Below are 18689 nucleotides of genomic sequence, written 5' to 3'. Positions count from 1 at the left end.
CTTGAGCACTTACGCTTCAGAGCGTATACTACGCCACCTTTGAGAATCTTGGGTTTGGCGCAAGAGCCTATCTCAGCAGGTTTCTGACCTGATGTGTGGTTTCTACCTGATGACGAGAGTCTCCTCAGTATGAAGTTTGCTGAGATGGGCTCTAAAAGCCTGACGAGGCGGCCATACCCTATACGAAGCTCGAGCTGATTTGATTTTTGGAGAATAGACATGTCCCGAGTCTGCCAAGTTACTGGCAAGCGCCCGGTGAGCGGTAACAACCGTTCCCACGCAATGAACGCGACCAAACGCCGTTTTCTGCCTAACCTGCACTCACACCGTTTTTGGGTTGAGGCTGAGAAGCGCTTTGTAACTCTGCGTGTATCTGCTAAAGGTATGCGTGTTATCGATAAGAAGGGTATTGAGACGGTTCTGGCCGATCTGCGTGCCCGTGGTGAGAAGTATTAAGGAACTGAATCATGGCTAAAGGTGTTCGCGAGAAGATCAAGCTGGTTTCTTCTGCTGGTACTGGTCACTTCTATACCACCACGAAGAACAAGCGTACTAAGCCGGAAAAATTGGAACTGAAGAAATTCGATCCAGTTGTCCGTCAGCACGTAGTATACAAAGAAGCTAAAATTAAATAATTTTAGTGGATTAATGAAAAACCCGGCCTTGGCCGGGTTTTTTGTTTTATAAAGGGTAGAAAACATCGGAGGGGAAGCCAGATGCCTGAATTACCGGAAGTTGAGACGAGCAGACGCGGTATAGAGCCTTATCTTGTCGGCCACAGCATTCAGTATGCGGTGGTGCGCAACGCGCGCCTGCGCTGGCCGGTTTCCGAGCAGATCCTGACGCTGAGCGATCAGCCGGTGCTCAGCGTGCAGCGTCGGGCCAAATACCTGCTGATTGAGCTGGAGCGCGGTTGGATCATCGTGCATCTGGGCATGTCGGGCAGCCTGCGCATGCTGCGTGAGGAAAACGAAGACGAAGCCGGCAAACACGACCACGTCGATCTGGTGATCAACAACGGTATGATCCTGCGCTATACCGATCCGCGCCGCTTCGGCGCCTGGCTGTGGTGCGAAGACCTGGCGACCAGCAGCGTGTTGGCGCATCTGGGGCCGGAACCGCTGAGTGAGGCGTTCAACGGCGACTACCTGTATGAAAAATCACGTAATAAGCGCACGCTGATCAAACCGTGGCTGATGGATAATAAGCTGGTGGTCGGGGTCGGTAACATTTACGCCAGTGAATCGCTGTTCAGCGCCGGGATCCTGCCCGATCGTCCGGCGGGATCCTTGACCAAAGCCGAAGCGGCGCTGTTGGCGAAGACCATCAAGGCGGTGTTGCAACGCTCCATCGAGCAGGGCGGCACCACATTGCGCGACTTTTTGCAGTCGGACGGGAAACCGGGGTACTTCGCGCAGGAGCTGCAGGTTTACGGACGGGCGGGAGAACCGTGCCGCACATGCGGCACGCCGATTGAATCCGCCAAGCACGGGCAGCGCAGCACCTTCTTTTGCCGACGCTGCCAGCGCTGAGTATCACGCGGCGGCGAGCTTCGCCATCAGCGCCTGAGTGACCACATCGGGCAGGAAAGGCGCGATATCGCCGCCGTGGCGGGCGACCTCCTTCACCAGTGATGAGGAGATGAACGACCACTCTTCGGAAGGCATCAGGAACACGCTTTCCAGCGTAGGCATCAAATGGCGGTTCATGTTCGCCAGCTGCAGTTCGTACTCAAAGTCAGACACCGCCCGCAGGCCGCGCACCAGGATATTGGCATTTTGGTGAGCGGCGAAATGCGCCATCAGCTCGCTGAAGCCCAGTACCTCCACATTGTCCAGATGCGAGGTGACCTGCGTCGCCAGCGCCACACGCTCATCCAGGCTGAATAGCGGCTTTTTGCTCGGGCTGGCGGCGATGGCCAGAATCACGTGATCGAACATCAGCGACGCGCGCGTCACTAAATCCAGGTGGCCGTTGGTCATGGGATCGAACGTCCCGGGATAGATGGCTTTGCTGGTCATGATTCACTTCTCTGAGTAGTTGCGGCCCAATGCCCATAATGCGGCATATTTATTGAAGGTATATTGCGCGTTGACCACCGCTAACAGCAACCCCTGTTTACCGTCGAGGAAGCCGGCCCGCAGCAGCCAGGTTTTGACGAAGGCGCCGAGCGTGTGGGTCAGGATGGACAGATAGCCGCAACGCTTGCCGGCCCGGTGGCGCTGTGTGGCCCACTCTTCGGCATAGCGCAGCTGTTTGCGCTGAAAGGCGAAGAAGTCGCGGCAGGTCAGGTGCAGCATATCGCCGCTGAGGGGGATCACTTTGGCGTCGCCGATGTTCAGCGACTCGTGCACCAGATCGTCGTTATAGCGATAGCGTGAATTGGCGTACAGGCGGTTGACGCGGTCGGGATACCAGCCGCTGTGGCGCATGAAGCGGCCAAGGAACAGGTTGCGCCGCGCGCAGCTGTAAACGGCGCCGTCGTCCGGCGCGTTCAACACCCGCTCGATGGATTGTCGCAGTTCGGGGGTGACGCGTTCGTCGGCGTCGATCATCAATACGTAGTCATGGCTGGCGTAGCTTTGCGCCAGCTGGCGCTGCTTGCCGAATCCTTGCCAGTCGGTGTGCGTGAAGACTTTGGCGCCCAGACTTTCGGCGACGGCGACGCTGTCGTCCTCGCTGCCGGAGTCCAGCACGATGATTTCATCGGCCCAGGCGACAGAGCGCAGGCAGTCCGGCAACAGCCCGGCTTCGTTTTTGGCGATCATCACCACCGACAGGCTTTTGCGGCTGCTCATTCAGTGACTCCGGGGCGGCAGGTGCGGTTCCAGCAGCTGCAGCAGGCGCTGCAACGCGCCCTGATTCTGATACAACACTTCCACCGCATGGCGGCCGTAGTAACGGCGGTAGTCTTCGTCGGTCAACAGGGTTTCCACTTCCTTTACCAGCGAATCCACGTCGGTCACGGTGATCAGGCCTTCGGCCTGCGAAAGCTTGGCGCAGATGTCTTTAAAGTTGAAGGTGTGCGGGCCCATCAGCACCGGGATGGCGTGGGCGGCGGCTTCCAGCGGGTTATGGCCGCCACGTTCCACCAGGCTGCCGCCGACAAAGGCCAGATCGGCGATGCCGTACAGCAGCATGAGTTCGCCCATGGTATCGCCGATCACCACCTGGGTGCTGCCGGACGGGATTTCGCCGCTGCTGCGCAGGGTGTAGCTGAAGCCGGCCTTCTGTACCAGTTCCTTGGCGGTCGGGAAGCGTTCCGGGTGACGCGGCACCAGGATCAGCAGCAGGTCGGGGTGTTTTTCCAGCAGCTTGCGGTGCGCTTCGAGCAGGATGGTTTCTTCGCCTTCATGGGTGCTGGTGGCGATCCACACCGGGCGGCGCGGCGCCCATTGGCGGCGCAGCGTAACGGCGCGGGCGGCCAGTTCCGGGGTGACGGAGATATCGAATTTCAGGCTGCCGGTAACGGCCAGCTGCGAGCGTTTCAGGCCCAGTTCGATAAAACGATCGCCGTCTTCCTGGTTCTGTGCGGCGATCAGCGTAATGCGGCGCAGCATATCGCGCATGAATCCGCCAATTTTCTTATAGCCGGCGGCGGATCGCGCCGACAGGCGCGCATTGGCGATCACCAGGGGGATTTGCCGCTGATGCAGTGCGTTGATCAGGTTAGGCCATAGCTCGGTTTCCATGATGATCACCAGCTTGGGATTCACCTGGTCGAGGAAGCGGTTCATGGAACCGGGCAGATCGTAGGGCAGATAGACATGATGCACGTCTTTGCCGAAAGCGGACTGGACGCGTTCTGAACCTGTCGGGGTCATTGTGGTCACAGTTATCGGCAAAGCGGGGTAACGATGGCGCAGCGCCCGCACCAGCGGGATGGCCGCCAGCGTTTCGCCGACGGAGACGGAATGCAGCATAATGCCGCCCGGCACGACTTTCCCGGCGCAGAAGCCATAGCGTTCCGCCCAGCGTTTACGGTAGGCTGGAGCTTTGCGGCTGCGCAGCAGTAAGCGGAGCCAGATCAGGGGTTGGATGAGGTAGAGTAGTACCTGATATAAACGCAGCAACATTCTATCAATTTCATTTATATGGGTTATTCGGAATAGTACCATAACTGGAAGGGAAAGGCGCTAATTTGGTAACCTTGGGTGTCAGTTTCAGACAACCGGCGAGCGATTTCGCCGATAGGCTCGGAATGAAGAATATTTTAATTATTCGCCGCGACAACATCGGCGATCTTGTTTGCACCACGCCTCTGATTGAAGGGGTGAAAATTGCCTATCCAGACGCAAAAGTTTATCTGCTGATCAATAAAGTCAGCCAGGACGTTGTTAAAAACAACCCTCATCTCGAGAAAGTCTTTGTCTATAAAAAGGCCAAGCACAAGGCGAAAAATGAAACGACGTTGGGCGTTTATTTCGAACGTCTGATGATCTTCCTGAAGCTGCGCAAAATAAAGTTCGATGCGGTCATTCTGGCCAACCCGGTGCCTTGCAAATACAGCCTGCGTTTAGCGAAAATGGCCGGCGCCACCCATATCATCGGCGCCGATTTGGGCACGAAAGATATTCAGCGCCCGTTCCGCAAGGACGATTTCCGCGGTCTACATCAGGTCGAACACACCTACAGCTATTTATCGGCGATAACCGATCAAACCATTCCGATCCCGCCGGTGCGGGTATTCCTGACGCCGGAAGAGCGGCAGCTGGCGGCGCAGCGGCTGCAGGAACGCCTGCCATCGGTCGAACGGGTTTGCGCCGTGCATATCAGCAGCCGCAGCCCGAAAAGGCGCTGGCCGGTTGAACGCTATGCCGAAATCATCAACCGCCTGACCGCCGATCCCCGCACCGGCGTGCTGATCTTCTGGTCGCCGCAGGGCACGCTGGCGCCGGACGACATCGGCGATCAGCAGCGCGCAGAACAGCTGTTGGCGCTGTGCCAAAACGAACGCGTCGCGCTTTATCCGACGGCCTCGGTGCGCGAGCTGTTGGGCGGGTTCGATTTATGCGACCGGGTGTTGTGCAGCGACGGCGGGCAGATGCATCTTGCCGCCGCGCTGAATAAGGATATGGTGGTGTTCTTTGGCGATACCGATAAAACGTCCTGGCATCCATGGACCGGCCGTCATCATATTTTGCAGAGTGAGTCGGGGCACTGTGAAGATGTTTCTGTCGATGAGGTTTGGCAGAAAATGCAGGCGCTAAGCTAGCGAAGAAAATAAGGCAGGCATCACCTGCCTTATTTATTAATTTATTATTTTTCTTTCAGCTCAATATATTGACGGCAAATAGGCTCCAGCCCATAGCTCAGCAATTGCTGTTGATTTATCTGCGGCGGGTTGGCGTAAATTTCCGCCATTTTTTCTGCCAGCGACGCTTCGTTTAATTCCGCCAACGCGTTAGCCATGCCGGCTTTTTCCAGAATTTCCGCAGGGCCGCCCGGACAGCGGGTGCTGACCACCGGCGTGCCGCACAACAGCGATTCTACCAGCACATTGCCAAACCCTTCGCTATCGGAGCTGAGCACCAACAGCGAGGCATGGCGGATAAACGGATAGGGATTGGCCTGGAAGCCGAGGAACAGCACGCGCTCTGCGATACCCAAGTCTGCCGCCAGACGCTTGACCTCGGCGACGCGGGCGTCATCCCCGGTGCCGATCAAAGCCAGCGGTGCCTGAATGCCGGATTGCGCATAGGCTTTCAGCAGGCGGTCATGCCGCTTGGTGGCGTGAAAGCGGCCGACGTGCACCAGATAGTCCTGACCGGCCAGTTCGCAAGGCGCCGCTGCCTGTTGCCGGATGGCGTCGATGTCGAACGGGTTATTGATGACCGCCAGCCGACGCGGGCGGATCGGCAAATTCTGCTGCAGATCGCCGCCGACCGCCTGTGAAACGGCGACGATATTTCTCCCCTGGTAAACGTTGGCGATTTTACGTTGCTTGAGCCAGCGATCCAGGCCTTTGCGGTGGCCGAGGTAGGAGGTGGAGAGAATGCCGTGAATGCAGAACCACAGGCGATCCGAAGCCAGCCGCTTGCTGCGGCTGACGATGCGATCGGTTTTGTGCAGGTTGGAGAACACCAGATCGAACGCGCCGTGTTGGCGCTCGTGTTCGGCTATCGCCCGATCCAGCGCGGCGGCGCGGCGCGACAGCTCGGTCAGCTTGCGCCAGGGGGCTCGGCTGCGATCGGCCACCACCTGATAATCAATGCCTGACGGGATAGGGTAATTGCAGACGTCACGCAGCGAGATCAGACTGACGTCATGCCCCTGTTGCTGCATGCCCTGACACAGGGTCAGCACCACTTTTTCCGCGCCGCCTCCCGGCAGGCCATCGATGATCATCAGAATACGCATAGCTAATCCAGTAACCGGTTATAGAGGGAAATGAGCTGTTCGGAGAGATGCGCCGGCGTAGCCGTCATAATGCGCAATCTTGCCGCTTCGCCCATGGAGGATCCCAGCGCCTGGCGCGGCAGCGCCCGAATGGCTTCCGTGATGGCCGGCACGTCGAGCGCGTCGGTCACGAAGCCGTTCTGGCCCGGGGTGATAAACTCGGCTCCGCCGCAGGTGGTGCTGGTGATAACCGGCAGGCCGCAGGACATCGCTTCCAGAATCACATTCGGGAACGGATCGTACAGCGTCGGCAGCAGCAGCGCATCCGCGGCCTGATAGAACGGCAGGGTCTGCTTCTGCACGCCCATAAAGTGAATGCGATCGCCGCAGCCCAGCGACTGCGCCAGCGCCCGGTAACGCTTTTCGGCTTTGTCTTTACCGACCACCAAGAGGTGGCTGTCGGTCGCCGCCACGGCGCGGATGGCGGCGGCCAGCCCTTTGCGCTCGAAACCGGAGCCGACGAAGATCAGGCAGTGCGCCTGTTGCGGGATCTGATATTGCTCACGCAGGCGTCGGCGCTGGGCCTCGTCGGCGGGCGGGAACTTTTGATTGTCGATGGCGTTATAGATCACCGTGATTTTGTCGGCGGGCACGCCAAAGTCGGCGATGATTTCCCGTTTGATCATCTCGGCGTTGCAGATGACGGCTTTCAGCTCCGGTGCGGCGTACATGGCGCGCTCGGCGCACATCACATAGCGGTGATAACGGTTGGAAAACAGCCACTTGCGGCGCCACTCGGGCAGCAGCCGCGCGCGTTGCAGCAGCCAGCGGCGGTGTACGCCGTCGCCGGCGCGGTAGATATCGCAGCCGGGAATGCGCTCATGGCTTTGCACCAGATCGAAGCGCTCTTTCTGCCACAGCGCCCTGGCCGCCACGGCGAAGCCCCGTTCGCGACTGATGCGGCCGAGTTTCAACGGGTTACACAGGTGAATATGCCAGTTTGGATTGGCGTCACCCTGCCATTCGCGAGTGATGACGTTCAGATCGAGATCCTGTTGCTCCAGCGCCTCCAGGGCGCGGGAAACGAAACGTTCGGCTCCGCCGTCCGGGCGGTATTTTTGGCGAACGATCGCCAAACGAAATGCTTTCATGCCAGCGTGCTCCGCGCGGCTGCAATCACCGCGTCTGTAGGAATGAGGTCGAGATACCGTTCATCGGTGCCGGTATCGATGGCGTCCGGGTCGGGCAGTTCGCCAAAGTCGCCGGCCCAGATCACGGCGCCGGTAGCCTGCCATGGCCGCCAGAAAGTCAGCTTGGAAGGGCCGAATAACGCCACGCACGGCGTTTGCAGCGCGGCGGCCATATGCATCGGCACCGAATCCACGCCGATAAACAGCTTGGCGTGGTCAATCAGGGCGGCCAGTTGGCGTAGCGTCAGCTGGCCGGCCAACGAGATTACGCCCTGCGGCGGGCAGAGCGCCAAAATGCGCTCGACCATGGCTTTTTCTCTGGCGTCGGGGCCGGAGGTGATCACCAACTGGTGGCCGTCGGCCTGCAAGGCGGTGAGGGTGGCGGCCATTTTCTCTTCGCTCCAGCATTTGAAGAACCAGCGCGAGGTGGGCTGCACCACAATATAACTGCCGGCGACGCCCTGTTTCTGCAACAGTTGCTCACAGGTCTGCCAATCCTGCGGATCATAACTCATGGTGACATGCTCATTGAGCGCGGGCAGGTTCAGCGGCGCCAGCAACGAGAGATTTTGTTCGACGGTATGCAAGTGGGCGTGATTGTCTACCGGCACCAGCTGCGTGTGGCAGTGGCGCCACAGGAAGCCGCGGCGTTTGGGGAAATCGAAGCCCAAACGGATGCGCGCGCCGGTCAGGCGCGTGATGATGGCGCTGCGCCACTGATCGGCCAGATTGACCACCAGATCGTAGCGCTGCGCCTTCAGGCGGCGCAGCAGCGCCAGCTCATGTCCGAGGTGAGCGCGGGCGCCCTGTTTTTTCCATTGGCGATCGATGGCGAACAGGGTCGACAGTTCCGGATTACTGGCCAGCATCTCCTGCGTTTCCTGATACAGCAGCACATCGATCCGGGCCTGCGGGTAGTTTTGCCGCAGGCTGCTGATGACCGGCGTGACCAGCAGCATATCGCCGTGGTGGCGCAATTTTATGATCAGAATACGCTGTACGGATGGGGCGGAAGTTAGGGCTGGCGCGTCGTTCATCATGAGTCGCTTTCTGGGAAACCAATCTTTGATTCTAAATGACCCGATCGCATGTGGCTACTGTTGCTCGGTTTTCTTGCCGAGCCGCAAAAAAATCGCCGGAGCAGGGACGAATGCGCTTCAACGTTGTCCAAACCAGGCAGCAAAGTCGTTTGCCCTGGCGAAACGGCCTGCGTAACATAGCGTATTCTGTTGATATCAGGTTCGATATTCATGACTAAACCGGCGTTTCTCATCACCATTGATACCGAAGGCGATAATCTGTGGCAAAACCACGATCGCATCGCGACCGAAAACACGCGTTTCTTGCCGCGCTTTCAGGCGCTGTGCGAGAAATATGCCTTCAAGCCGGTTTATCTCACCAACTATGAAATGGCGATGGATCCGGCTTACGTCGAGTTCGCGCGTGACGTGATCGCCCGCGGCGCCGGTGAAGTCGGCATGCATCTGCACGCCTGGAACAGCCCACCGCTGACGCCGCTCACCGATGACGACTGGCGCCACAAGCCTTATTTGATCGAGTATCCCGCCGATCAGATACGCGCCAAGGTCGACCACATGACCAAACTGCTGGAGGACGCCTTCCAGACCAAAATGCTCAGCCATCGCGCCGGCCGTTGGGCGTTCAACGAATACTATGCCTCACTGCTGCTGGAATACGGCTATCAGGTGGATTGTTCGGTTACGCCGCGGGTCAACTGGCAGTTTTCGCCGGGCAACCCGCAGGGCAACGGCGGTACCGATTACAGCCGGTTCCCGTCGCACGCCTATTTCATCGATCCGCAGAACATCGCCAAGCCGGGTGCTTCGTCGCTGCTGGAAGTGCCGATGAGCATCCAGTACAAACACTCCGCGTTCGTTAACGCATTCAAGCAAGGGTACGATCGGCTGCGCGGCAAACGGCGTCCGGCATCGGTCTATTGGTTGCGGCCAAGTGGCAGCAACCTGGATCTGATGAAAGCCGTGGCAGAAGCTTCCTTGTCTCAAGGAAATGATTTTGTCGAGTTTATGCTGCACTCCTCCGAGTTTATGCCGGGCGGCAGCCCGACGTTCAAAACCGAGCAGGATATCGAAGTGCTGTACCGCGATCTGGAGCAGCTGTTTGACTGGCTGCAGCAGCGCACGGTGGGCATGACGCTGGCCGAGTATTATCAACTTAAAGCGAACTAAGCACGCACATGTCGAAGAAATGGAAAATTAAGGTTGCCGACTGGTTTTTGCGGCGCTATACGGCGAAGTACGGCCGTTTTCAGGACAAGGCGACGTTCGACGGCGCCCAGCAGTTTGACAATATCGTCATCTATTCCACCACGGCGTTGGGCGACTTCATGTTCAACACGCCGGCATTGAGGGCGATGAGGGAACGCTATCCCAACGCGCACATCACGCTGGTGGTGCACAAGAAAAACCGCGAACTGGTGGAGAACGGCCGCTATTACGATCGCGTGGTGTATTGGGACAGCAAGATCAAGACGATACGCCCATTGCTGAAATCGCTGCGCGAACATCAGCCGGATTTGGCGCTGATCCTGCACTCTCACCTGCCTTATGACATCATCAGCGCCATCATGGCGGGGGCAAAGTACATCATCAGGGATAACTACAGCTCGGGTATTTGCGGGCTGGAACCTTGGTTAACCAACTATATCTTCCATTATTACGGCCATTTCGTGCGCCGCAAACTGGAGCTGATTTCCATTTTGGGCTGCCGTAGCGACGATCCGACGATGGAAATTCCCGTGGACTATCAGCGCGGCGTCAAAAGCAGCGACCATCCCACCATCGGTTTTCAACTGGGGGCATCGACGGAGTCGCGTTGCTGGCCGGTGTCGCACTATGCGCGCCTGGCCGATGAGCTGGTGGCGAAGCACCCCAATGTGCGTATCGTGCTGATTGGCGCACCGCTTGACGACGGCAAGGCCCAGCAGTTTATGAGCCTGATCGGCCCGCAAACGCAGGCCTGCGTGGATAATCAGATCGGTAAAACGGGGCTGCAAGGCTTGCTGACGTTGCTCGACAGTTTCCATGTTCTGGTCACCGGCGACACCGGGCCGCTGCATCTGGCGGTGGCGTTGAAGGTGAAAACCATCAGCCTGTTCGTGACCGCCGATTCACGCTCCACCGGGCCGATTCAGGATCCTGAACTGCACCGCATCATTCAGGTGTCGCGCACCGGCTATACGATGCCGCTGGAGGCGGAAAGCCCGATGGGGGTCATTCAGCCGCAGCGGATTTATGACGAACTGGTCGCGCACGTGCCTTTAGCGCGCTAGAGGTGCGGCGACGCATCGGCCGCCAGGCCGATGCGGTTAGCGTGGTTTGCGCCCGCGCAGCTTCGAAAGAAAGGTATCCACTCGCGCATAGCGCATCTGGCGGACTTTTTTGCCCGGCACGTCGCTGTTGCGGCAGACAGCGGCGGCGCGGCGCAGAATTTGCAGCGTTGCCGGCGCGTAATGATAATAACCGTACACCGCCTTCGACATGCTTTTCACCTCGGAAAAGCAGTTGGCCAGCATCAGGGCGGCCAACCGGCGCAGCGGCTCATCCCCAGGATGCTGCGCCACAAAGCGCAGCATCTTCTCCATGGCGAACAGCAAATCTTCAATATCTTTGGGTTTGATATTGCGGGTGATGCCCTGGCTGTTATCCCGGTAGAAATAGAGTTCGCAGTCAAGATGGGCGATGCGGCGAGTTTTGAAATACTGAAAAGGCGTGAAAATCACGTCTTCATAACGCCTGCCGTCTTCGAACGTTTCCCCTGCCAGCAGCGTGCGCTTATATACCCGGCTCCAGAGATGCCACATCGAGCGTGCGAACAGCGGTTGCAGGCTGCCCAGCCCCAACGAGGAAAAGTCGTAGGCTGCGGGCTGCGTCGCGCGGTTCTCGGGTTTCGGCGGTTGTTCGGTGAACTTCTGATAATTAAAATCGATCAGGTCATATTCATCGGCGATCAGCAGGGGCCGCAGGATCGCCAGATAGTCGTCGCTCAGCAGATCGTCGCCGTCGAGAAAGGTGACGTAGCGGCCGGCGGCATGCTGCAGGCCGACATTGCGGGCGTGCGCAATGCCGCCGTTGGCCTGTGAAATAAAAGCCACGTGCGGATGCTGCCGCTGCGCCAGATACCGGCTGACCAGCGCCCCTGACGCATCGGTAGAGCCATCGTCGATGATGACCACCTCAATCTCATCAGAAATCTGCGTAAATAACGAATCCAGCGCAGCGATGACGAACGCTTCGTTATTGTAAAACGGCACGATAACGCTGAGCAGCGGTGGCTGATGAGTTTTCACGCGGTCTGCTCCTGGGCGGAAGGCGGTTTCGCCACGGAGAGCACGGCGGCGATCAGCGCCAGACAGAACATGACGGTGCCTTCCGTGCTGAAGAAGATGACGTCGCTAAGACCGTAAACGAACAGGCTGGCGCTCACGCTCAGCAACAGCGCGTTGCGCTGCGGCCGGAATGAAGAGAAGAACAGGCCGACATACAGCGCCAGCAACAGCAACGCCCCCCAGACCCCCTTGAGCGAATAGGTTTCCAGCAGCTCGTTATGCAGATGCACGTTGATGTAAGGCATGACGCCAGACAGGCGAGGTTGCTGCGCGACGATGGCGCGGATCTCTTCACCGCGCTGCTCGGCGGATTGACCCCAAGGAGCTTGTGAGCCGGTGCGCCATGCCAGCGTTTGCATCGACAGTCGGGAAATGATCGAGTTTTCAGTCTGTGGCTGATCCATCAGACGCATGTCGGTCTCAAAGGCCTGAATGCGTTCTTCTATCTGCGGTTTGAACACCAGGCCGCAGGCTACGAGCAGCAGCGGTACCGAGGCCATCAACGCGAGCTTGTGTTTCCTGGAAACCAGATGCTTGGTCGCCAGCAGCGACAGACAAATCGCCACCGGGTAAACCAGCATCGCCGCGCGGGTGCCGGTCAGCACCAGCGCAGAGAAGGAAAGCAGGAACGCCGCAATGTACAGCACCAGGCGGTAGCGGGTGCGCAGCATCAGGATGGCTTGCATCATCACCAGATCGATGGCGGTCATCAGATAGGCAGCGACCGTGGCGCGATCGAAGTTAAGCTCCACGCGAGGAATATCCAGCCGCAATCCCTGATAGAGAGAATAGCCGTTGATCGCCAGGCCGGTAACGAGGGCCACGACGATCAGCAGGCGCTGCACGCACAGCCGCTCATTGAGCGCAATCAGCAAGATGAAAGCGGTTGCGAGCTGCAGTTTGCCGGTCGACATATAAGAGCGATAAATGTTGATGTACTCACCCGGCTGTTTGAAGTGATGCATCCACAGGATGGTGCCCATGCCGACGCAGAACATCAGCGCGGGCAACAGCAGATTTTTAACGTTGCTGAAGTAGTAGCGCGGGTACAGGCAAACGGCGATAAAGGCGATGTAGCTGGAAACGTAAAACAGATTGCGTCCGGTCGCGGAACCGAAAGGAATGGTGCAAAAAGCGATGGCGCATCCCAGATAAATCAGATAACTGAAGGCAGGGTGCGGCGTTTTTTGTTTTAGCATCGGGCGTGTTTTCCGGCTCACGTGTTGATTAAACGATGAAGGATCGCAGCGTGTCGTCAAACTCAGCTTTGAACTGAGCATAGTTGAAATGTTCAGCAGGATAGCGCTGCGCGTTTCGGCTCAACGTCTGGTAGGTTTCGCCCGCCAGCAATGTCTCAACGGCATCCGCGCAGTCGATATGCGACAACAGCTTGGGCGACACCAGGCTGTCGGTTAACGGATCGTAGACTTCATGCGGGAAGTCGACCTCGATATCGGTGAGCTGCCGGTGTTGTTCGATGGTGACCGACGGAACCAGGCCAATGCCGCAGACGCCGTCTTTCACCGCTTCCGGCTGGCCGTCAACCTGCGGGAAGATGACCGGCACGCCGAAATAGAGCGATTCCATGCAGGACAAGCCGAACGGCTCGGTGATCGGCGTGCTCATGTAAATGTGTGTGCGATTGAAGAAGCCGGCGACGTCATCCTGGTAGCCGCTGAAGGTGACGCGATCGCCGAGCTGGAGCCGGGCCGCCAGCGCCTCAAACGCCGCGCGATCCGGCCCTTTGCCGGCCACTTCCAGCGTGACGTCATGCCCGCGTCGCAGCAGTTCCTGCATCATCAATAATGAAACGCTGATGCCTTTCAGGCTGACCAGACGCGAGGCGGTGCCGATTCTGATCGGCTGTGACAGCGTTTTCGGCGTGTTGTCGATCCCCGCCGGCGTCTTGATGCGGTTGATCACCACGTGGTTTGGGCAAGGCAGATTAAAGCGCAGCTCCATCACCCGCTTCGAGGCGTGTGAGGCGGAAATCACGCCGTCCAGCATGGCGAAGAAACGCAGCGTCTTTTGATTTTTCGGGTAGCGCCAGGAGCAGCCGTGATCGTAGTAAACCAGCTTGCCGCGCTTGGGTTTGGCCGCCAGCCCCGGCACCAGGTCCCAGACGATCACCACGTCGGCGTTGGCCCGCTCGATTTTCCACTTCAACAGAAATTTTCGCAGGAACTGCGGGCAGCGCAGCGGCAGCGCATTGATCAGGCGGTTGGCGAAGGTGACGGGTTGGTGCGCCGGCAACTGGCGGCGGATCTCCTCGCCGATGTCGCCGCTGATGCACAGGACCTGGTTGCTGCCGTCGGTGGTATCGTTGATGTACTGCAGGAACAGGCGCTCGACGCCGCCCATTTTACCCAGGTTGATAATGTGCAGTTTTTTCATGCTATAACCTTTTGCAACGCCTGCCATGCCGTATCGGCGTCGATTGTCGCCATGCTTTTTTCCGGCGAAATCAGCGAGTGCTGATTTTGCCCGTAGCCGCCGATCAGGCCGGGATCGGTCGGCCCAAACAGCGTGATGTTCGGTTTGTCGAGCGCGGCGGTCAAATGGCTGAGCCCGGTGTCGACCGAGACCACGCCCCTGGCACCCGCCAGCACGTCAGCCACCTGCTGCAGGCTGAGCTTCGGCAGCACCTCGACATGTGGGAAACCTTCCGCCAACCGCAGCGCGCGCTGATGTTCATGCTCCGCCCCCCAGGGCAGTTTGATCTTCAGCCCGCTGTCGGCCGTCAGCGCGATCAGCTCGCGCCAGTTCTGCTCCGGCCAATGCTTGTCGTCGCGGGTCGTAGCGTGCAAAAACACCAGATATTGACCGGCATCGACCGGCGGCTGGCTGAGAAAACGCGCGGCGATGGCATAGTCGCCGTAGCTGCCCGGTTTATCGTAGCCGAGGCTTTTGGCGAACAGCTCGCGCGTGCGTTCCACCGCGTGCTGCCGTTTGTCTATCTCATGGCGCACGTTGTAGAACCAGCTGGCGAACGGTTCGCGCGCGCTTTTGCAGTCCGGGCCATGTTTGCTGCCCTTGGCGACGCGCGTGATCAGCGCGGCGCTTTTCATCAGGCCCTGCGCGTCGATCACCACGTCGTAACGGCGTTCTTGCAGCGCGCGCTTGAAGTCGCAGCGCTGCTGTCGGGTGTCGCTGCCGAACCAGTTTTTGCGCCAGCGGCGAATGGCCACCGGGATCACGCGATCCACCGCCGGGTGCCAGGTGGGGATTTGGCTGAAACCTTCTTCCACTACCCAGTCGAAGCGGATATCGGGAATGGCCTGCAGCGCATCGGTCAGGGCGGGCAGCGTATGCAGCACGTCTCCCATCGAGGACGTTTTTACGATTAACACCTGCATGACTATTCCTCGCTGGCGACAAGCAACGGCGTCAGCGCATCCAACACTTGCTGCGGCTGAATATCGATCAAACTTTGGTGATACCCCTGTTCGGCATCGCCCTTACGCACCTTGTGGTAGCCGCTGATCAAGCGAATCACCCGCGCCTTGTCGGAGAGCGGCGGCGTGAAGTCGGGGCTGCTTGGGCCGTACAAGGCTATCAGCGGTTTGTTCAACGCTGCGGCAACGTGCATTAAACCGGAGTCGTTGCTGACCACCGCCCGGCAGGCCGCGATCAGGATCACCGCCTGCTCCAGCTGGGTTTTTCCGGCCAGATTAAGGCAGAAATCGCGCGCGTCGTCCTGCAACGCGGCGCGGATCTGTTCGCCGGCCTCATGGTCTTTTGCCGAACCGAACAGCGCGATTTGATAGCCGCTCTCGATCAGCCGTTGAGCCAGCGCCGCGTAGTGATAGTGCGGCCAGCGCTTGGCGGGGCCGAACTCCGCGCCTGGGCAGAAGCCGACGATCGGGCGGCTGTCGGTCAGGTTGAAGGCCGAGGTGGTTTCGGCGATCTCTTCGTCGCTCACCCGCAGCTGCGGCCACAGCAGCGGCTGCGGCAGATCGTCTGCGCGCTGAACGCGGCCTTTGTCATAGGCCAGCGCCACATAGCGCTGCACCATCAGCGGGAAAGCCGCCTTGTCGAGCACGCGCACGTCGTTCAGCAGGCCGTAGCGCATTTCGCCCCGCCAGCCGGTGCGCTGCGGGATATCGGCGAAGAAAGGCACCAGCGCGGATTTGAACGAGTTGGGCAGAACGTAAGCGCGATCGTAACGGTTGGCGCGCAGAGCGCGCCCCAGGCGGCGGCGCTCGCCGAGCCCCAGCGCGCCGTGGCCCAACGGCATCGCCAGCGCCTGATTGACTTCCGGCATGCGCGCCAGCAACGGGCGGCACCAGGCCGGCGCCATCACATCGATCTCCGCCGACGGGTATTCGGCCTTCAGGGTGCGATAGAGACTTTGCGACATCATCATGTCGCCAACCCAAGAAGGGCCGATAACCAGTATTTTCATACCCAGCGTTAATTCCTTCAGCTTATGCGGTGCGGTTCAACCAGGCCATGTACTCTTTCACGCCTTCGGCGACCGTTTTGAACGGTGCGTCGTAGCCGGCGGCGCGCAGCTTGGTCAGATCGGCCTGGGTGTACGCCTGATAGCGGCCCTTCAGCTTCTCCGGGAACTCGATGTATTCCACCGCGCCTTGCTGATGGAAGTCCACCACCGCGTCAGCCACCGCCTGGAAGGTTTCCGCCCGACCGGTGCCGCAGTTGAAGATGCCGGATTTGCCGGTTTCCCAGAACCACAGGTTGACCGCCGCCACGTCGCCGACGTAGATGAAGTCACGCTTGAAGTTTTCGCTGCCGGCGAACAGTTTCGGGTTTTCGCCGCGGTTGATCTGGGTGTTCAGGTGGAAGGCGACGCTGGCCATGCTGCCTTTGTGGCCTTCGCGCGGGCCGTAAACGTTGAAGTAGCGGAAGCCGCAGATCTGCGAGTCCGCTTCCGGCAGGATCTCACGCACGTACTGATCGAACAGGAATTTGGAATAGCCGTACACGTTGAGCGGCGCTTCATACTGACGCTCTTCGATAAACTCTTCGCGGCCGCCGTAAGTGGCGGCGGAGGAGGCGTACAGGAACGGAATTTCGCGATCCAGGCAGTAGTGCAGCAGGTCTTTGGAGTACTGATAGTTGTTGTCCATCATGTACTTGCCGTCCCACTCGGTGGTCGCAGAGCAGGCGCCTTCGTGGAACACCGCTTCGATCTCGCCCAGATCGTCGCCGGCCACGATGCTGGCGATAAAGTCTTCTTTATCGATATAGTCGGCGATGTCCAGATCGACCAGGTTGACGAACTTGGTGCCGTCTTTCAGGTTGTCCACCACCAGGATATCGCGATATCCCTTGTCGTTCAGTGCCTTAATGATGTTGCTGCCGATCATGCCGGCGCCGCCAGTAACGATAATCATTGGGTTACCCCTGCTAAGCTGCCTGGTGGGGCACAATGCCCCACGCTCAATGGCGGTTATCATAGCATTTCATGCCGCGGCAAACAGCGGAAGGGCTCCGAATATCCCGCATTGCCATTGAAGTCCGCCGTTTGCCGTGATATCTGCTGCAATTTTAATATTCTCTCCCGCGCATTCTCGTCAGTTTGGTTACAAATCAGTAAAATATGCCGCAATTAGCCCAATCCTGGAGATAACCGAATGTCAGCGTCTTTTTATCAGCAGTTGGAACAACAGCTTGCCGCCACGCGCAGTGAAGGGCTGTTCAAGGAAGAACGCATCATTACCTCCGCGCAACAGGCGGACATCGCCGTCGCCGACGGCAGCCATGTGATCAACTTCTGCGCCAATAACTACCTGGGCCTGGCCAACCATCCGGCGCTGATCGCCGCCGCCAAATCGGGGATGGACAGCCACGGTTTCGGCATGGCGTCGGTGCGCTTCATCTGCGGCACCCAGGACAGCCACAAGCAGCTCGAACAGAAACTGGCGGCCTTTTTGGGCATGGAAGACGCGATCCTGTACTCCTCTTGCTTCGACGCCAACGGCGGGCTGTTCGAAACCCTGCTCGGCCCGGAAGACGCCATTATCTCCGATGCGTTGAACCATGCGTCGATCATCGACGGCGTGCGGCTGTGCAAGGCCAAGCGCTATCGCTACGCCAATAACGACATGGCCGAGCTGGCCGCGCAGCTGAAACAGGCCAAAGCCGACGGCGCGCGCCACATTCTGATCGCCACCGACGGCGTGTTCTCGATGGACGGCGTGATCGCCAACCTGAAAGGGGTTTGCGATCTGGCGGACGAGTATCAGGCGCTGGTGATGGTGGATGACTCCCACGCGGTGGGCTTTGTCGGCGCCAACGGGCGCGGCACCCATGAATACTGCGAAGTGATGGGCCGCGTCGATATCATTACCGGTACGTTAGGCAAGGCGCTGGGCGGCGCGTCCGGCGGCTACACTGCCGCCAAGAAAGAAGTAGTGGAGTGGCTGCGCCAGCGTTCGCGCCCGTACCTGTTCTCCAACTCGCTGGCGCCGGCGATCGTCGCCGCGTCGATCAAAGTGCTGGAACTGTTGGAAGAGGGCGATGCGCTGCGCGATCGCCTGTGGGCCAACGCGCGTCTGTTCCGCGAAAAAATGACCGCCGCCGGCTTCACCCTGGCCGGCGCCGATCACGCCATCATCCCGGTCATGCTGGGGGAGGCGAAGCTGGCGCAGGAATTCGCCAATGCGTTGCTCAAGGAAGGCATCTATGTGACCGGTTTCTTCTATCCGGTGGTGCCGAAAGGCCAGGCGCGCATCCGCACCCAGATGTCCGCCGACCACACCCCGGAGCAAATCGAACGCGCAGTGGCGGCGTTTACACGTATCGGTAAGGATCTTGGCGTTATTGCATAA

At 59.1% G+C, this 18689-nt stretch carries 19 protein-coding genes; 7 read left to right on the top strand and 12 right to left on the bottom strand.

The features are described 5' to 3' along the window. Window positions 1–219: 219 nt before the first annotated feature. The 3 genes from rpmB (at window position 220) to mutM (ending at window position 1532) form a co-directional block, all read left to right on the top strand. Window positions 220–456 carry a 50S ribosomal protein L28 gene (gene rpmB / locus ACSBQS_RS23815; protein ID WP_004931195.1) on the top strand — a complete coding sequence of 79 codons (237 nt, stop codon included), beginning with the start codon at window positions 220–222 and terminating at the stop codon, window positions 454–456. 11 nt (window positions 457–467) lie between these two features. Beyond that, window positions 468–635, top strand: coding sequence for a 50S ribosomal protein L33 (gene rpmG / locus ACSBQS_RS23810; protein WP_002442576.1), 168 nt, complete (start codon window positions 468–470; stop codon window positions 633–635). 81 nt (window positions 636–716) lie between these two features. Next, a complete protein-coding gene (mutM, locus tag ACSBQS_RS23805) occupies window positions 717–1532 on the top strand; it encodes a bifunctional DNA-formamidopyrimidine glycosylase/DNA-(apurinic or apyrimidinic site) lyase (protein ID WP_047025862.1) in 816 nt (271 codons plus the stop codon). A gap of 3 nt (window positions 1533–1535) precedes the next feature. On the opposite strand, the gene coaD is transcribed toward mutM, so the two are convergent. Genes coaD through waaA form a run of 3 tightly spaced genes read right to left on the bottom strand, consistent with a single transcriptional unit; the run spans window position 1536 to window position 4076 of the window. Beyond that, complete coding sequence (gene coaD, locus ACSBQS_RS23800; RefSeq protein WP_033645183.1) at window positions 1536–2021, bottom strand: pantetheine-phosphate adenylyltransferase; 486 nt, start codon at window positions 2019–2021, stop codon at window positions 1536–1538. Between the two features lie 3 nt (window positions 2022–2024). Next, a complete protein-coding gene (locus ACSBQS_RS23795; RefSeq protein WP_033645184.1) occupies window positions 2025–2798 on the bottom strand; it encodes a glycosyltransferase family 2 protein in 774 nt (257 codons plus the stop codon). Continuing rightward, a complete protein-coding gene (gene waaA / locus ACSBQS_RS23790; RefSeq protein ID WP_019452200.1) occupies window positions 2799–4076 on the bottom strand; it encodes a lipid IV(A) 3-deoxy-D-manno-octulosonic acid transferase in 1278 nt (425 codons plus the stop codon). Window positions 4077–4201: 125 nt separating this feature from the next. On the opposite strand from waaA, the gene ACSBQS_RS23785 reads away from it, so the two are divergent. Then, window positions 4202–5215, top strand: a complete 1014-nt coding sequence (locus ACSBQS_RS23785; protein WP_042785588.1) for a glycosyltransferase family 9 protein — start codon at window positions 4202–4204, stop codon at window positions 5213–5215. A 44-nt stretch (window positions 5216–5259) separates the two neighbouring features. On the opposite strand, the gene ACSBQS_RS23780 is transcribed toward ACSBQS_RS23785, so the two are convergent. Genes ACSBQS_RS23780 through rfaQ form a run of 3 tightly spaced genes read right to left on the bottom strand, consistent with a single transcriptional unit; the run spans window position 5260 to window position 8569 of the window. Next, the gene (locus tag ACSBQS_RS23780) at window positions 5260–6360 is read right to left on the bottom strand and encodes a glycosyltransferase (RefSeq protein WP_033652254.1); all 1101 of its coding nucleotides are present in this window, start codon (window positions 6358–6360) and stop codon (window positions 5260–5262) included. Between the two features lie 2 nt (window positions 6361–6362). Next, the gene (locus tag ACSBQS_RS23775; RefSeq protein ID WP_047025860.1) at window positions 6363–7490 is read right to left on the bottom strand and encodes a glycosyltransferase family 4 protein; all 1128 of its coding nucleotides are present in this window, start codon (window positions 7488–7490) and stop codon (window positions 6363–6365) included. Continuing rightward, window positions 7487–8569, bottom strand: coding sequence for a putative lipopolysaccharide heptosyltransferase III (gene rfaQ, locus ACSBQS_RS23770; RefSeq protein WP_033652252.1), 1083 nt, complete (start codon window positions 8567–8569; stop codon window positions 7487–7489). The genes ACSBQS_RS23775 and rfaQ overlap by 4 nt, the downstream gene beginning before the upstream one ends. Window positions 8570–8779: 210 nt before the next feature. On the opposite strand from rfaQ, the gene ACSBQS_RS23765 reads away from it, so the two are divergent. Both ACSBQS_RS23765 and ACSBQS_RS23760 read left to right on the top strand, forming a co-directional pair. After that, on the top strand, window positions 8780–9736 hold the full coding sequence (locus ACSBQS_RS23765) for a polysaccharide deacetylase family protein (RefSeq protein WP_047025859.1): 957 nt from the start codon (window positions 8780–8782) through the stop codon (window positions 9734–9736). Between the two features lie 8 nt (window positions 9737–9744). After that, window positions 9745–10839 (top strand): glycosyltransferase family 9 protein, encoded by a 1095-nt coding sequence (locus tag ACSBQS_RS23760; RefSeq protein ID WP_047025858.1) that lies wholly within the window; start codon window positions 9745–9747, stop codon window positions 10837–10839. A 36-nt stretch (window positions 10840–10875) separates the two neighbouring features. Here ACSBQS_RS23760 and ACSBQS_RS23755 read toward each other — a convergent pair whose 3' ends face one another. From ACSBQS_RS23755 to rfaD, 6 genes are read right to left on the bottom strand one after another with little or no spacing between them, the layout of a single operon-like run. Continuing rightward, window positions 10876–11856, bottom strand: a complete 981-nt coding sequence (locus tag ACSBQS_RS23755) for a glycosyltransferase (RefSeq protein ID WP_149542944.1) — start codon at window positions 11854–11856, stop codon at window positions 10876–10878. Further along, window positions 11853–13094 (bottom strand): O-antigen ligase family protein, encoded by a 1242-nt coding sequence (locus tag ACSBQS_RS23750; RefSeq protein ID WP_047025856.1) that lies wholly within the window; start codon window positions 13092–13094, stop codon window positions 11853–11855. The genes ACSBQS_RS23755 and ACSBQS_RS23750 overlap by 4 nt, the downstream gene beginning before the upstream one ends. A gap of 28 nt (window positions 13095–13122) precedes the next feature. Continuing rightward, window positions 13123–14289, bottom strand: coding sequence for a glycosyltransferase (locus ACSBQS_RS23745; protein WP_042785577.1), 1167 nt, complete (start codon window positions 14287–14289; stop codon window positions 13123–13125). After that, window positions 14286–15251 carry a lipopolysaccharide heptosyltransferase RfaC gene (gene rfaC / locus ACSBQS_RS23740; protein ID WP_047025855.1) on the bottom strand — a complete coding sequence of 322 codons (966 nt, stop codon included), beginning with the start codon at window positions 15249–15251 and terminating at the stop codon, window positions 14286–14288. Before rfaC ends, ACSBQS_RS23745 begins: the two co-directional genes overlap by 4 nt. Before the next feature lie 2 nt (window positions 15252–15253). Further along, on the bottom strand, window positions 15254–16300 hold the full coding sequence (rfaF, locus tag ACSBQS_RS23735; protein ID WP_047025854.1) for an ADP-heptose--LPS heptosyltransferase RfaF: 1047 nt from the start codon (window positions 16298–16300) through the stop codon (window positions 15254–15256). A 22-nt stretch (window positions 16301–16322) separates the two neighbouring features. Next, window positions 16323–17252: an ADP-glyceromanno-heptose 6-epimerase gene (rfaD, locus tag ACSBQS_RS23730; RefSeq protein WP_033645196.1), complete on the bottom strand. Its 930-nt coding sequence runs from the start codon at window positions 17250–17252 to the stop codon at window positions 16323–16325. A gap of 240 nt (window positions 17253–17492) precedes the next feature. On the opposite strand from rfaD, the gene kbl reads away from it, so the two are divergent. Continuing rightward, window positions 17493–18689: a glycine C-acetyltransferase gene (kbl, locus tag ACSBQS_RS23725; RefSeq protein WP_033645197.1), complete on the top strand. Its 1197-nt coding sequence runs from the start codon at window positions 17493–17495 to the stop codon at window positions 18687–18689.

The organism is Serratia sp. H402Y, from assembly GCF_051172415.1.
Classification (GTDB): domain Bacteria; phylum Pseudomonadota; class Gammaproteobacteria; order Enterobacterales; family Enterobacteriaceae; genus Serratia; species Serratia ureilytica.
The sequence above is the reverse complement of the archived record's forward strand: the minus strand, read 5'-3'. Positions and strand labels throughout refer to the sequence as shown.

Bases quoted from the DNA above. Each gene is read 5' to 3' on its own strand.
- waaA (WP_019452200.1), bottom strand. From the start codon at position 4,076: ATGTTGCTGCGTTTATATCAGGTACTACTCTACCTCATCCAACCCCTG.
- rfaQ (WP_033652252.1), bottom strand. From the start codon at position 8,569: ATGATGAACGACGCGCCAGCCCTAACTTCCGCCCCATCCGTACAGCGT.
- ACSBQS_RS23760 (WP_047025858.1), top strand. From the start codon at position 9,745: ATGTCGAAGAAATGGAAAATTAAGGTTGCCGACTGGTTTTTGCGGCGC.
- ACSBQS_RS23780 (WP_033652254.1), bottom strand. From the start codon at position 6,360: ATGCGTATTCTGATGATCATCGATGGCCTGCCGGGAGGCGGCGCGGAA.
- ACSBQS_RS23745 (WP_042785577.1), bottom strand. From the start codon at position 14,289: ATGAAAAAACTGCACATTATCAACCTGGGTAAAATGGGCGGCGTCGAG.
- rpmB (WP_004931195.1), top strand. From the start codon at position 220: ATGTCCCGAGTCTGCCAAGTTACTGGCAAGCGCCCGGTGAGCGGTAAC.
- ACSBQS_RS23775 (WP_047025860.1), bottom strand. From the start codon at position 7,490: ATGAAAGCATTTCGTTTGGCGATCGTTCGCCAAAAATACCGCCCGGAC.
- ACSBQS_RS23795 (WP_033645184.1), bottom strand. From the start codon at position 2,798: ATGAGCAGCCGCAAAAGCCTGTCGGTGGTGATGATCGCCAAAAACGAA.
- ACSBQS_RS23785 (WP_042785588.1), top strand. From the start codon at position 4,202: ATGAAGAATATTTTAATTATTCGCCGCGACAACATCGGCGATCTTGTT.
- kbl (WP_033645197.1), top strand. From the start codon at position 17,493: ATGTCAGCGTCTTTTTATCAGCAGTTGGAACAACAGCTTGCCGCCACG.
- rfaD (WP_033645196.1), bottom strand. From the start codon at position 17,252: ATGATTATCGTTACTGGCGGCGCCGGCATGATCGGCAGCAACATCATT.
- mutM (WP_047025862.1), top strand. From the start codon at position 717: ATGCCTGAATTACCGGAAGTTGAGACGAGCAGACGCGGTATAGAGCCT.
- rfaF (WP_047025854.1), bottom strand. From the start codon at position 16,300: ATGAAAATACTGGTTATCGGCCCTTCTTGGGTTGGCGACATGATGATG.
- coaD (WP_033645183.1), bottom strand. From the start codon at position 2,021: ATGACCAGCAAAGCCATCTATCCCGGGACGTTCGATCCCATGACCAAC.
- rpmG (WP_002442576.1), top strand. From the start codon at position 468: ATGGCTAAAGGTGTTCGCGAGAAGATCAAGCTGGTTTCTTCTGCTGGT.
- ACSBQS_RS23750 (WP_047025856.1), bottom strand. From the start codon at position 13,094: ATGCTAAAACAAAAAACGCCGCACCCTGCCTTCAGTTATCTGATTTAT.
- rfaC (WP_047025855.1), bottom strand. From the start codon at position 15,251: ATGCAGGTGTTAATCGTAAAAACGTCCTCGATGGGAGACGTGCTGCAT.
- ACSBQS_RS23765 (WP_047025859.1), top strand. From the start codon at position 8,780: ATGACTAAACCGGCGTTTCTCATCACCATTGATACCGAAGGCGATAAT.